Raw genomic sequence first — 13,058 nt, 5'->3', positions numbered from 1 at the left:
CGCGCCGGCGCGGTCGATGCAGATCGCGTCCACAGTCACCGGCGCCCCGCGCAGCACCCCAAGGGCCACGTCGCGGGCCTGGTCGGCGACGCGGTCACCGAGCGACACCCCTGCCGCGAGGCAGAGCTGCGCCGCCTCCAGACCGGTGTTGGCGCCCGCCACTGCGGCCACGAGCGGCTCGTCGGCGCCGGCCTCCCGGGCCAGGCCTGCGAGGAACCCGGTGTCGACCTGCGAGCGGCCAGAATGCAGGTCGAGGTGACCGGCCGCGAGCTTGGACATCTTGGCGAACCCGCCGGCGATGGTGAGCCGGTCGATCGGGTGCCGCCGCAGGTACTTCAGGACCGCGCCGGCGAAGTCACCCATGTCGAGCAGGGCGTCGTCGGGCAGGGCGTACTCCGCGATCGCCACCCGCTCGGACGTCGAGCCGGTGCACCCCGCCACGTGGGTGTGCCCGACGGCGCGGGCGACGTCGATTCCCCTGCGAATGCTGTCGATCCACGCCGAGCAGGAGTACGGCACCACGATGCCGGTGGTGCCCAGGATGGACAGGCCACCGACGATGCCGAGGCGCGGGTTCCAGGTCCGTCGGGCGATCTCCTCGCCGTCGTCCACCGACAGCTCGACCACCACGTCGCCGCGGTCGCCGTGCCGCTCGGCGATGGCCGCGACGTGGTCACGCATCATCTGGCGCGGCACCGGGTTGACCGCAGGCTCACCCACGGGAAGCGGCAGTCCGGGGAGGGTCACGGTGCCCACGCCGGGTCCGGCGACGAAGGTGACGCCCGCGCCGGGTTCGCCGCGCCGTACCGTGGCCCGCACGAGGGCCCCGTGGGTCACGTCCGGGTCGTCCCCGGCGTCCTTGACCACTCCCGCCATGGCCCACCCGTCGCCGACCTCCTCGACCGCGAGGGCGAACGCCGGCTGCTGCCCCTTGGGCAGCGTGATGGTCACCGGGTCGGGGAACTCGCCGGTGAGGAGTGCCGTGTATGCCGCAGCCGTCGCCGCCGTCGCGCACGCCCCGGTGGTCCAGCCGCTGCGCAGCCCGGTGCGCTCGAGCTGGGCCGGGCGGCCTCCCTGCTGCGGCGTGGGTGTCGCCCCCTCAGCCACGACGGGTCTGGTTCATGAGCGGGCGGCGGCGGGTCCTCGTCCTGGGCGGCACGACCGAAGCCAGGGAGCTGGCCCGGCGCCTGGCGACGGCACCCGAGGTGGATGTGACGAGCTCGCTGGCGGGCCGGGTGCGCGACCCCGTCCTCCCCGAGGGCGAGGTGCGGGTGGGCGGCTTCGGGGGAGAGGCGGGGCTCGCCCGATGGCTCATCGAGCAGTCCATCCACCGGGTCATCGACGCCACGCATCCCTTCGCTGCCACGATCTCGTCCCACGCCGCGCAGGCTGCGGCGCAGGTCCATGTTCCCCTGTTGGTCCTGCGCCGTCCCGCCTGGGTGCCCGGCGTGGGAGACCGGTGGCACGCGGTGGGCTCGCTGCAGCAGGCTGCCCGCATCCTGCCGCGGGTCGGTCGCCGGGTGCTGCTGACGACCGGCCGTCAGGGGGTGGACGCCTTCGCGCACCTGGACGACCTGGCGTTCGTCGTGCGGACCGTCGACCCGCCGGACGTTCCGCTGCCGCGTCAGCACACGCTGCTGTTCGACCGTGGGCCGTACACGCTCGACGGTGAGCTGGGCCTGATGGTCCGGCACGGCATCGACGTCGTCGTCACGAAGAACAGCGGCGGGCAGGCGACCGCAGCCAAGCTGGAGGCGGCACAGCGGCTCGGCATACCCGTGGTGATGGTGAGCCGGCCGGCCCCTCCTGAGGGCGTCCCGGTTGTCGACACGGTCGAGGACGTGCTGTCGTGGCTCGATCGAGGCCCAGTGTGAGGTGGGCGCGTTCCCGACCGCAGTCCCGGCGACGACAGGCCGGATGACCGTCCCTCGGTGCGGACAGCCCTGGCGCTCGCGGGCGTGGGCATCTAGCGGTTTCGCCGACAGGACGGTGCGCGCCCCGGGCGTCGGGACACCACTCAGGCGGCGAGGTCGCGATAGTCCCGAGGACGGCTCACGTGGTCCACCCCGGACGGCGTGGTCCAGGTGCACACCCCGTCGGGTGACATGCGCACCCGCCAGCCCGCCTGGTGCTTGAGTCGGTGATGGTGCCGGCACACAGCCATGAGGTTGGCCTCGTCGGTCGGGCCGTCGGGGAACCGGACCACGTGGTCGAGGTCGCAGCCGGTCGCGGCCACCGCGCACCCGGGGAACCGGCAGGTGCCGTCGCGGGTGCGCACGGCGCGGGCCAGGGCGGCGTTGGGTCGGTAGGTCGTGGGGTCGGACCGCAGCACCTGCCCGGTGACCGGGTCCAGCAGGAGCCGGCGCAGCGGGGTGTCGCAGCCGTTGACCAGCCGGTCGACGACCTCCATCGGGAGGATGCCGTGCCGGGGGAGCTCGACACCGACGATGCCGGGCTCGGACGGCACCGGCACGGTCAGCTCCAGCACGGTGGTCACGCTCGCGTGGCCCAGGATGAGGTCGATCATCGCGTCGGCGCGCGCCTGGTCCAGCGTCCGGCGGTGCGCCGTGGCCGCATCACGCGCCAGGTAGTCGCGAGCCAGCGCGTCGATCGCCGCCCAGGCTTGGGCGCTGACATGGGTGGGTTGGTCGGCGCACCACTGCGTCATCCCGGGCTCGGTGCCCGGCCGCGTGAACACGAACCGTCCCTCCGGGGCGCGCTCGGCCCGGCGGCGCAGGGCGTCGGGGTCGATGTGGGCGACAGCCCGGCGCGCCCGGGCCTTCAGCTTCGTCGACGTCAGACCGGCAGCGTCCGGCACTTCCCGGCCGAACCGGTCGAGCACAGGCTCATCCGGCAGCAGCATCTCCTCCAGCACCGCGACCTGCGGGTCGCACAGGTGCTGCGCCTCGGTGCCGATCAGCCCTGCCCGGTAGGAGTCCAGCCTCCCCTCGCGCATCGCGGCGAGGGTGCGGGGAAGTCGGTCCAGGTCCCTGGCCAGGGCCACCCGAAGGTCGGCCGCCCGCCCGGTGAGGCACAGCAGCGGCGCGATCCGGTCGGCCACGAACTCCCACTCGTCGTCGGTCCCGCCCGCGGGGGCCCGGCATTCCGGCCGGTGCCGCCTGCAGCCACTCCCGTTCGCGGGTGGCGATCGCGGCGATCGCCTGCATCGCCAGCGCGTCGACCGCGTTCTTGACTCTCTGGGCCGCCAGCACCACAGCTTCGCCGGTCCCGGCGGACACGGCTGCCAGGTCATCCGCGCCCAGCGCATCGAGGAGCATGGCGAGCTCGCCCATGGGCGCCTGCCGCACCTGCTCCACGCTGAGTTCGAACATGTGTCCAATGTAGAACGACTGGCCGACACATGCCCACGCCTGTCCACAGGCGCGCCGGCCCATCGAGCACCCGGGCCGTCGGCAGGGCGCCCGGGTCCTGCCTCGCGCACGACCCGTACGGGGCGCACCCGCGTGCCTCGAGGCACCAGGCACCAGGCACCAGGCACCAGGCGCCAGGTCAGCGCAGCTCAGGTCTCCCCGCCGATGTCGACGACATAGGCCTCGTAGACCAGGTCCGCCCCGGCCTGCCGGTGCCGCGCCAGCGACCGCAACAGGTCCGCGCACCCCTCACGCAGCGCCTCGACCCCGACGAGGTCGGCGACCCGCTCGGCATCGGACACCAGTGTCTCGACCGCCGGCAGCAGGTGGGTGTGCTCGCGGTCGAGCCGGGAGACCGCCCCCGACAGGCGCGGTGAACTGGCCACCACCTGGGCGAACAGGCCATCCGGCGCCTCGGTGACCTCGACGTGCACCCGCAGGTCGGCGGACAGCTCGACCAGGGCGGCGTGCACGCGCTCGGCCCACGCGGCGACCCGGCCGGGTGCGGGCGCCGTCAGCGCCTGCTCGACCGCGGCCATGGACTCGCCCATCTCCGCGCGCCGGCGGCGCAGGACCTCTAGCTCCGGCGGCAGCGTCGCGGTCGGTGTCGTGCTCGGTGTCGTGGTCTCGGACATCGGTGCCTCCCAGCGGGACGAGGGGCCGACCCCATGCTCCGCCCACCGGTGGTCGCCGTCCAGACCCACGGGTGCGTCGCGGTCCAGACCGGTATGCCGTGCCCTCGCCTCCCGGCGAGGGGCGTCAGACGGCAGGCTCCTCCGGGTAGCGCCGGGGCGTCCACACGACGTGCCGCCCGTCGGCACGGCGGACCGCCTGGGTCTGCGAGGAGCCGACGATGAGCAGGGTGCGCATGTCCACCTCGGTCGGCTCGAGGTCGGTCAGGGCCACGACCCGCACCGACTCCTGCGGACCACCCACGTCACGCGCCACGACCACCGGCGTGTCCGGTGCGCGGTGCTCCAGCAGCAGGTCACGCACAGCAGCGACCTGCCACGTGCGGCTGCGCGAGGCCGGGTTGTAGAGGGCGAGCACGAGGTCCGCAGCGGCGGCGGCTGCCACCCGTCGGCTCACCACGTCGAACGGCTTGAGCCGGTCCGACAGCGAGATCGTCGCGAAGTCGTGCCCCAGCGGGGCGCCGACCCGGGCTGCCGCCGCGTGCGCAGCGGTCATGCCGGGCAGCACCCGGACCGGGACGTCGGCATACCCCTCCTCGCAGGCGACCTCGAGCACGGCGCTCGCCATGGCGAACACCCCCGGGTCGCCGGAGGAGACCACGGCCACCCGCCGGCCGGACCGGGCCAGGTCGAGGGCGAAGGTGGCCCGCTCGGACTCCACCTTGTTGTCGGAGGCGTGCCGACGCTGGCCGGGCCGGGCGGGCACGCGGTCGATGTAGGTGCTGTAGCCCACCAGGTCGTCGGCGACGGCGAGGGCGCCGCGGGCCTCGGGGGTGAGCCACGCCGGTCCGGCGGGCCCGAGGCCCACGACCACGACCTCCCCGGCGCCGGGCGGCACCAGCGGAACCTTGGCCTCTGCAACGGTTTCCGCAGGCGCGCCCACCTCGCTGGGCACCAGGGCGACGGAGAAGTAGGGCACCGACTCCTCGTCGACGTCGGCGAGCCGGCCGGTGCGTTCCCCGGCCATCGTGGCGCGCTCGACGTACCACGCGTCCTCCAGCCGCCCGGCCTGCTGCAGGGCCCGTTTCACCGCCGGGAAGGTGCGCCCGAGCTTGAGCACGACCGCGGAGTCGGTCGAGGACAGCCGCGCCGCGAGCTCCTCCTCCGGCAGCGTCCCCGGCAGCACCGTGAGCACCTCACGGTCCTCGACCAGCGGTCGCCCCAACCGGCTCGCCGCGGCGTTGACCGAGCTGATCCCGGGGACCACCTCGGTGGGGTAGCGGTGCGCGAGCCGCTTGTGCATGTGCTGGTAGGAGCCGAACAGGAACGGGTCGCCCTCACACAGCACCGCCACGTCGCGCCCGGCGTCGAGGTGGGCCGCCAGCCGCTGTGCGGCCTCCTCGTAGAACTCCTCCAGGGCCGCGCGGTAGCCACCGGGGTGGTCGGTGCCCTCGGTGGTGACGGGGTAGACCAGCGCCTCCTCGACCTGGTCGGCGCGCAGGTGGCCGGCGGCGATGCTGCGGGCGATGCTGCGCCCGTGGCGCGCCGAGTGGTAGGCCACGACGTCAGCCGCGCCGACGAGCTCGACGGCCCGCAGGGTCATGAGGTTCGGGTCCCCCGGCCCCAGCCCCACGCCGTACAGGCGCCCGGTTTGCTTGTCCGACAGGCTCATTCGACCTCACTCGCGATCGCGTTGACGGCGGCGGCGACGATGGCGCTGCCGCCCCGGCGGCCCCGGACCACCACGTGCTCCAGGCCCAGGTCGCTGTCGACCAGGGCCTGCTTGGACTCGGCCGCCCCGATGAACCCCACCGGTATGCCGAGCACCGCCGCCGGGCGCCACGGCACCGTGCGCAGGTGGTCCAGCAGGTGGAAGAGGGCGGTGGGGGCGTTGCCGATGGCCACGACCGCGCCGTCGAGGCGCTCGCCCCACAGCTCCACGGCCGCGGCGGTGCGCGTGGTGCCCAGCTGACGGGCCAGGTCGGGCACGCGCGGGTCGGAGAGCGCGCACACCACGTCGTTGTCGCGGGGGAGCCGGGCGCGGGTGATCCCGCTGGCCACCATCTGGGCGTCGCACAGCACCGGGGCGCCGGCCCGCAGCGCCGCGCGGGCGCGCAGGACGGCATGGGGGGTCGCCACCACGTCCGCGGCCAGGTCGACCATGCCGCACGCGTGGATCATCCGCACGACCACCTGGGCGGTGGCCGGGTCGAACGCCTCGAGGTCGGCCTCGGCGCGGATCGTGGCGAACGACTGCCGGTAGATCTCGGCGCCGTCCTTTTCGTACTCCATGCGGGTCTCCATCAGGGGGTGCGCCGGGCGTCCGAGACGGCCCCGGCAAGGGCTTGCGGCGAGGCGTCGGGGGCGAGGGAGGTCTGCGTCGGGGGCTCGGCGATGTCGTGCCGCTCCAGCACGTAGTGGCCGCCGGGCTGGGCGACGACCTCCACCCGGGCGCCGGTGGGGTGGCCGCAGCGTCGCTCGCAGCCGGACCAGTGCAGGGGCAGAAGCGTTGTGCTGGACGCCTTCTGGGACGTGAAGGCGGCCACGGCATCGGCATGCACGTCGGCGAGTGACTTGGCGCACCCCGGCCGCCCCGCGCAGGCCGTGACCCCGGCTCGGGGTGAGCGGGCGTTGGTCACGAACCCGGCCGAGGCCAGGGAGGCCAGGCCGGTGGTGCATCCCGCGAGGTCGACGCCCGGGATGACGACGCCCCGCCACGGCGTGAGTCGCAGGTTCCCGGCCGCGGTCCGGGCCAGCTCGACGAGAGCCTGCCAGGCGGCAGCGGGGGCCCGTCCCAGCGGTACCGCGACGGAGAGCGTGGCCGGGCCGTCGGGGGACCGAACCACCCCGAGCGCAGGTCCCGGACGGCGGCCCGCAGAGGGGCGCAGCCCCGGGTCCGACCGCTCGTGGGGTACGCCACGTTCCGCCAGCAGGGCCTGGACGGCGGCGAGCAGGTCGAGCGGGTTGCCGACGAGGTCACGGACGCGCCAGGAGTCCGCTCCGGCAGCCGCACGCGCCCCGAGGAAGGCCTCGGACGCGCCCGCAGCGCAGCGCGCCGCGTCCGCCGTGGCGACGGTCAGCCCGGTCGGCAGACCGCCGAGCAGCAGCTCCGCGATGCGCTCGGCCCGGGCGACCAACGTCACATCGGCGTCGAGCGCGGCGACGTCGTGGCGACCGTCGTCGAAGGCGACGAGGAAACGACCCGGCAGTGCGGCCAAAGTCGTTGTGCCGCAGAGGATTCCGTCGTACTCCGCGACGGACGGCGTGAGGTCCGACAGGCCTCGGCCGTCGAGGCCGGACAGCGGCGAGAGCAGGACGTTGCGGGCGCGGTCGTGGGCCACCGACGGCAGGAGGCCCACGGCATGCAGACGGTCGGCGAGGTCGCCACCGCAGGACGGCGGCAGCCCTCTGAGCTGGAGGTTCCCCCGGGAGGTGACCTCGATCGAGCCGTCGCCGAGTTCCGTTGCAGCACAGAGGATCTCATGCAGCTGGTCGACGCTGATGAGACCGCCTGGGACACGGATCCTGGCCACGGAACCGTCGTCGGCAGCGTGCAGCCGGACAGCCCCCGGGCACCGGTCAGGGCGACCCCGCGACAAGGTCGACGGGGTCGCCAGAGGGGGGTCCGCGGCGGGCATGGCGGTGGAGCATACCCACGCCGCATGACCACTCCGGGCTGTCGTCCGGACCGCTGGTCTGGCTATGCTCGCGGCCAGCGCTCACTTGAGCGTCCTTTCGCCGGAAGACGGCGCAAGGGGAGGAAGCCGGTGTGAATCCGGCGCGGTCCCGCCACTGTGACCACGGCCCAGCCGTGGGAGTCAGGAACTCCCGTCGTCTTCTCTCACCCGGGGCGTGGACACCCCAGGAAGAGGTTCAGCGTGCTGCTGTTGTTGTCGACCTCCGACACCGACCTGATGAGCGCCCGGGTGGCCGACGGCCCCGTCGGCTGGCGCTACGCCAACCCCGCCCGGCTGCTGCCGGAGGACCTGCCCTCCTTGCTGGAGGGCACCGACCTCGTCGTCGTGCGCCTCCTCGGTGGCCGCCGCGCCTGGGCCGACGGCCTCGACGCGCTGCTCGCCGGTCACCGTCCGGTCGTCGTCCTCTCCGGGGAGCAGGCTCCGGACGCCGAGCTGATGGGCCTGTCCACCGTCGCCGCCGGGATCGCCGCGCAGGCCCACGCCTACCTCGCCCACGGCGGGCCGGCCAACCTCGAGGCGCTGGCCCGGTTCCTGTCCGACACCGTGCTGCTGACCGGGCACGGCTTCGACGCCCCGCTCGTGGCACCGGCCTGGGGCCATCTGGAACGGGCGGCCGCAGCGACGCCGAGCGCCGGGCCCCAGCCGACCGTGGCGGTGCTCTACTACCGGGCCCACCACATGAGCGGCAACACCGGCTTCGTCGACGCCCTCTGCGGCGCGGTCGAGGCCGCCGGTGGCCGGGCCCTGCCGCTGTGGTGCGCCTCGCTGCGCGACGCCGACCCCGGCCTGCTGGACGCGCTCGCCGAGGCCGACGTCGTGGTCACCACGGTGCTCGCCGCCGGCGGCACCCGGCCCGCCGACGCGCAGGCCGGTGGCGACGAGGACGCCTGGGACGCCGGCGCGCTGGCCTCCCTGGACGTGCCCCTGCTGCAGGCGCTGTGCCTGACCAGCTCCCGCCAGCAGTGGCAGGCCAACGACGAGGGGCTCTCCCCGCTGGACGCCGCCACGCAGGTGGCCGTGCCCGAGTTCGACGGGCGGGTCATCACGGTCCCGTTCTCGTTCAAGGAGATCGACGCCGACGGGCTCCCCGCCTACGTCGCCGACCCCGAGCGTGCCGCGCGCGTGGCCGGCCTCGCCGTCGCGCACGGCCGCCTGCGCCACCTCGACCCAGCGCAGCACCGCGTCGCCCTGGTCCTGTCGGCCTACCCCACCAAGCACGCCCGCATCGGGAACGCCGTCGGCCTCGACACCGGGGCCAGCGCCATGGCCCTGCTGCGCCGGATGCGGGACGAGGGCTGGGACCTCGGCCCGGCCGACGGCCCCGGTGCCTTGCCCGGGCTGGCCGCCGGCGACGGCGACGCCCTCATCCACGCGCTCATCGAGGCCGGCGGCTACGACCCCGACTGGCTGACCGCCGAGCAGCTCGCCGGCAACCCGGTGCGTATCCCGGCCGCCGACTACCGCCGCTGGTACGCCACCCTGCCGGCCGGCCTGCGCGCCCAGGTCGAGGAGCACTGGGGCCCGCCGCCCGGCGAGCTGTATGTCGACCGGTCCCGCAACCCCGAGGGTGACCTCGTGCTCGCGGCACTGCGGGCGGGCAACCTGCTGGTCCTCGTGCAGCCGCCGCGGGGCTTCGGGGAGAACCCGATCGCGATCTACCACGACCCGGACCTGCCGCCGTCGCACCACTACCTCGCGGCCTACCGCTGGATCGCCGCGCGGCAGGAGGACGGTGGGTTCGGCGCCGACGCGGTGGTCCACCTCGGCAAGCACGGCAACCTGGAGTGGCTGCCGGGCAAGAACGCGGGCCTGTCCGCGGAGTGCGCCCCGGACGCGGTGCTCGGCAACCTGCCCCTGGTCTACCCGTTCCTGGTCAACGACCCCGGTGAGGGCACCCAGGCCAAGCGCCGCGCCCACGCCGTGCTGGTGGACCACCTCGTGCCGCCGATGGCCCGCGCCGAGAGCTACGGCGACATCGCCCGGCTCGAGCAGCTGCTCGACGAGCACGCGAACGTGGCCACCCTCGACCCCGCCAAGCTGCCCGCGATCCGCAGCCAGATCTGGACCCTGCTCCAGGCGGCGAAGATGGACCACGACCTCGGCCTGGCCGGACGGCCCGACGACGAGCGCTTCGACGACATGATCATGCAGATCGACGGGTGGCTCTGCGAGATCAAGGACGCCCAGATCCGCGACGGGCTGCACGTGCTCGGGCAGGCGCCGCAGGACGCGGCCCGCGTCGACCTCGTCCTGGCCATCCTGCGCGCCCGGCAGATCTGGGGCGGCAGCCACGCCGTCCCCGGCCTGCGCGAGGCGCTCGGCCTCGACGAGTCCGCCGCGGACCGGGGCGGGGCCGACCGGGCCGAGGCGCTGGCCCGCGAGGTGGTGCTCGCCCTGGAGCGCCACGGATGGGACGCCGACGCCGTCGATGCGGCCCTCGCCCTCGTGCCGCAGGAGCGGGTCGAGGCCGTCGGGCAGGTGCTGGACTTCGCCGTGGCCCAGGTGGTCCCGCGGCTGGCCGCGACCACCGACGAGCTCGACGCGGTGGTGCACGCCCTGCGCGGCGGTTTCGTCCCCGCCGGTCCGTCGGGCTCACCGCTGCGCGGCCTGGTCAACGTGCTCCCCACCGGCCGCAACTTCTACTCCGTCGACCCCAAGGCGGTGCCGAGCCGCCTCGCGTGGGAGACCGGCCAGCGCCTCGCCGAGTCGCTGCTGGCCCGCCACCGCGACGACACGGGGGAGTGGCCGACCTCGGTCGGGCTGTCCCTGTGGGGCACCAGCGCCATGCGCACCGCCGGGGACGACATCGCCGAGGCCCTGGCCCTGCTCGGTGTCCGGCCCGTCTGGGACGACGCCTCCCGCCGGGTGACCGGGCTCGAGGTCGTCCCCCTGGAGGAGCTGGGCCGCCCGCGCATCGACGTCACGCTGCGCATCTCCGGCTTCTTCCGCGACGCCTTCCCCCACGTCATCGGGCTGCTCGACGACGCCGTTCAGCTGGTCGCCGGCCTGGAGGAAGGCCCGGCCGACAACCGGGTCCGTGCTCACGTGCAGGCCGACCTCGCCGAGCACGGCGACCCGCGTCGGGCCACCACCCGCATCTTCGGCTCCCGGCCCGGCACCTACGGCGCCGGCCTGCTCCAGCTGATCGACAGCAAGGACTGGCGCACCGACGCCGACCTCGCCGAGGTCTACTCCGTCTGGGGCGGCTACGCCTACGGTCGCGGGCTCGACGGCCGGCCGGCGCGCGAGGAGATGGAGACGGCCTACCGGCGGATCGCGGTCGCGGCCAAGAACACCGACACCCGCGAGCACGACATCGCCGACTCCGACGACTACTTCCAGTTCCACGGTGGCATGGTCGCCACGGTGCGGGCGCTCACGGGCGCCGCGCCCGCGGCATACATCGGGGACAGCACCCGGCCCGAGACGGTGCGCACGCGCACCCTGGCCGAGGAGACGGCGCGGGTCTTCCGCTCCCGCGTGGTCAACCCGCGCTGGATGGAGGCGATGCGCCGCCACGGCTACAAGGGCGCGTTCGAGATGGCGGCCACCGTCGACTACCTGTTCGGCTACGACGCCACGACCGGCGTGGTCCACGACTGGATGTACGACCGGGTCACCCGCGAGTACGTCCTGGACGAGGTCAACCGCGCGTTCCTGGAGTCCGCCAACCCGTGGGCGCTGCACGGCATGGCCGAGCGCCTGCTCGAGGCGGTCTCGCGCGGGCTGTGGTCCGAGCCGGACCCCGAGGTGCTGGCCGCGCTGCGGCAGGCCTACCTCGAGGCCGAGGGCGACCTCGAGGCCGGTCGCTGACCCAGGGCCTCCGCGGTGACCGCTGCCCGTTGCCCGGACTGGCAGCACCCACCCGCACCACCACCTCACACGAAGGGCCACCCGTTGCGTCCCGACGCTCCCACCTACCCGTTCACCGCCGTCGTCGGCATGGACGACCTGTCCCTCGCGCTGTGCCTGTCGGCGGTCTCGCCGGCCATCGGCGGCGTCCTCGTCCGCGGCGAGAAGGGCACCGCCAAGTCGACGATGGTCCGCGCCCTGGCCGCGGTGCTGCCACCGGTAGAGGTCGTGCAGTCGTGCCGGTTCTCCTGTGCCCCAACGGTTCCGGACGCCTCCTGCCCGGACGGGCCGCACTTCAACGCCCCGGTCGAGACGCGTCCGGTCCGGCTGGTGGAGCTGCCCGTCGGCGCCAGCGAGGACCGGGTCGTCGGGTCCCTGCACCTCGACCGGCTCCTCTCGGCCGGTGAGACCGCCTACGAGCCGGGCCTGCTCGCCCAGGCCCACCGCGGCATCCTCTACGTCGACGAGGTCAACCTGCTGCCCGACCACCTCGTCGACACGCTGCTGGACTCCGCCGCCATGGGTCGGGCCCGGGTGGAGCGCGAGGGGGTCTCGGTCACCCACGGTGCCCGGTTCGTCCTCGTCGGCACGATGAACCCCGAGGAGGGCGAGCTGCGCCCGCAGTTGCTCGACCGGTTCGGCCTGGCGGTCGAGGTCGCCGCCAGCCGCGAGGCGGCCGTCCGGGTCGAGGTGGTCCGCCGGCACCTGGCCTTCGAGCGGGACCCCGACGCGTTCGCCGGCCTGCACGCCCAGGGCGAGCTGGCCCTGTCGCTGCGCATCGCCGGGGCCCAGGAACGGGTCGCCGGGGTCGCCCTGCCCGACGCGGCGGTCGAGACCATCGCGCGCATCTGCGCGGCCTACGACGTCGACGGCATGCGCGGCGACCTGGTCACCGCGCGCACCGCCATCGCCCACGCCGCGTGGTGCGGGCGCGACGAGGTGACCGACGAGGACGTGCGCGTCGCGGCCCGCCTGGCGCTGCCGCACCGGCGACGCCGCAACCCCTTCGACGACACCGACGGTGCGGCCGAGGACCTGGAGCAGGTGCTGGCCGAGCAGGCTCCCGAGGTGCCGGAGGACGACCCGGATCCCAACGGTCCCGGTGACGGCCCCGACGACGACGGCGGTAGCCCCGACGGTCCTGGTGACGGCCCCGACGACGGCGGTGGCCCCGGTGGCGGCCTGCCCCCGCGACCTGACGACAGCGGAAACCGTTCAGGCACAGGCGATCCGGGCTCCGCCGACGCCCCCGAGACTCCCCCAACCCAGGCCGGGCAGCCGTATGCCGCGCGCCTGCTCACGCACCAGCGTCCCGGTCCGGGGGTGGCCGGCCGGCGCTCCCGCGCCACGACCACGCACGGCCGGCACCTGCGCGGCGTACCGCTGGAGGACCGGCGCGGCCAGGGGCTGTCGGTGACCGCGACGGTGCATGCCGCGGCGCGCCGGACCCGAGGGTCCGCGGCGCCGTTGCGGCTGGAGCGCGCCGACCTCCGGCGCAGCCAGCG

The 13,058-nt window shown here is 74.7% G+C and carries 9 protein-coding genes and 1 riboswitch; of the genes, 3 read left to right on the top strand and 6 right to left on the bottom strand.

Annotated features, from left to right (window positions below):
- Nucleotides 1-1,107, bottom strand: a 1,107-nt coding sequence (locus VF825_RS06410; RefSeq protein ID WP_331111336.1) for a cobalt-precorrin-5B (C(1))-methyltransferase, incomplete at its 3' end; no start/stop codon positions are given.
- A gap of 14 nt (nt 1,108-1,121) precedes the next feature.
- Here VF825_RS06410 and VF825_RS06405 point away from each other — a divergent pair.
- Nucleotides 1,122-1,874: a cobalt-precorrin-6A reductase gene (locus VF825_RS06405; protein ID WP_331111334.1), complete on the top strand. Its 753-nt coding sequence runs from the start codon at nt 1,122-1,124 to the stop codon at nt 1,872-1,874.
- Between the two features lie 143 nt (nt 1,875-2,017).
- On the opposite strand, the gene VF825_RS06400 is transcribed toward VF825_RS06405, so the two are convergent.
- From VF825_RS06400 to VF825_RS06380, 5 genes are all read right to left on the bottom strand, one after another.
- A complete protein-coding gene (locus VF825_RS06400) occupies nt 2,018-3,253 on the bottom strand; it encodes an HNH endonuclease signature motif containing protein (protein ID WP_331111332.1) in 1,236 nt (411 codons plus the stop codon).
- Nucleotides 3,254-3,520: 267 nt separating this feature from the next.
- Nucleotides 3,521-4,006, bottom strand: a complete 486-nt coding sequence (locus VF825_RS06395) for a hypothetical protein (protein ID WP_331111330.1) — start codon at nt 4,004-4,006, stop codon at nt 3,521-3,523.
- A gap of 124 nt (nt 4,007-4,130) precedes the next feature.
- Nucleotides 4,131-5,675: a precorrin-2 C(20)-methyltransferase gene (locus tag VF825_RS06390; protein ID WP_331111328.1), complete on the bottom strand. Its 1,545-nt coding sequence runs from the start codon at nt 5,673-5,675 to the stop codon at nt 4,131-4,133.
- Nucleotides 5,672-6,295: a precorrin-8X methylmutase gene (locus VF825_RS06385; protein ID WP_331111326.1), complete on the bottom strand. Its 624-nt coding sequence runs from the start codon at nt 6,293-6,295 to the stop codon at nt 5,672-5,674. Before VF825_RS06385 ends, VF825_RS06390 begins: the two co-directional genes overlap by 4 nt.
- Nucleotides 6,296-6,306: 11 nt before the next feature.
- Nucleotides 6,307-7,536: a hypothetical protein gene (locus tag VF825_RS06380; protein ID WP_331111324.1), complete on the bottom strand. Its 1,230-nt coding sequence runs from the start codon at nt 7,534-7,536 to the stop codon at nt 6,307-6,309.
- A gap of 200 nt (nt 7,537-7,736) precedes the next feature.
- A riboswitch (adenosylcobalamin (AdoCbl) riboswitch) is annotated at nt 7,737-7,877 on the top strand.
- A gap of 40 nt (nt 7,878-7,917) precedes the next feature.
- On the opposite strand from VF825_RS06380, the gene cobN reads away from it, so the two are divergent.
- Both cobN and VF825_RS06370 read left to right on the top strand, forming a co-directional pair.
- A complete protein-coding gene (cobN, locus tag VF825_RS06375; protein WP_331111338.1) occupies nt 7,918-11,514 on the top strand; it encodes a cobaltochelatase subunit CobN in 3,597 nt (1,198 codons plus the stop codon).
- Between the two features lie 84 nt (nt 11,515-11,598).
- The coding region (locus VF825_RS06370) for an ATP-binding protein (RefSeq protein WP_331111322.1) at nt 11,599-13,058 on the top strand (1,460 nt) is incomplete at its 3' end.

The organism is Oryzihumus sp., from assembly GCF_036391795.1.
Lineage (GTDB): Bacteria > Actinomycetota > Actinomycetes > Actinomycetales > Dermatophilaceae > Oryzihumus.
Note: the sequence above shows the minus strand (reverse complement) of the source record. Positions and strands in the feature narration are given on the sequence as shown.

Bases quoted from the DNA above. Each gene is read 5' to 3' on its own strand.
- cobN (WP_331111338.1), top strand. From the start codon at position 7,918: ATGAGCGCCCGGGTGGCCGACGGCCCCGTCGGCTGGCGCTACGCCAAC.
- VF825_RS06390 (WP_331111328.1), bottom strand. From the start codon at position 5,675: ATGAGCCTGTCGGACAAGCAAACCGGGCGCCTGTACGGCGTGGGGCTG.
- VF825_RS06400 (WP_331111332.1), bottom strand. From the start codon at position 3,253: ATGACCTGGCAGCCGTGTCCGCCGGGACCGGCGAAGCTGTGGTGCTGG.
- VF825_RS06405 (WP_331111334.1), top strand. From the start codon at position 1,122: ATGAGCGGGCGGCGGCGGGTCCTCGTCCTGGGCGGCACGACCGAAGCC.
- VF825_RS06395 (WP_331111330.1), bottom strand. From the start codon at position 4,006: ATGTCCGAGACCACGACACCGAGCACGACACCGACCGCGACGCTGCCG.
- VF825_RS06385 (WP_331111326.1), bottom strand. From the start codon at position 6,295: ATGGAGTACGAAAAGGACGGCGCCGAGATCTACCGGCAGTCGTTCGCC.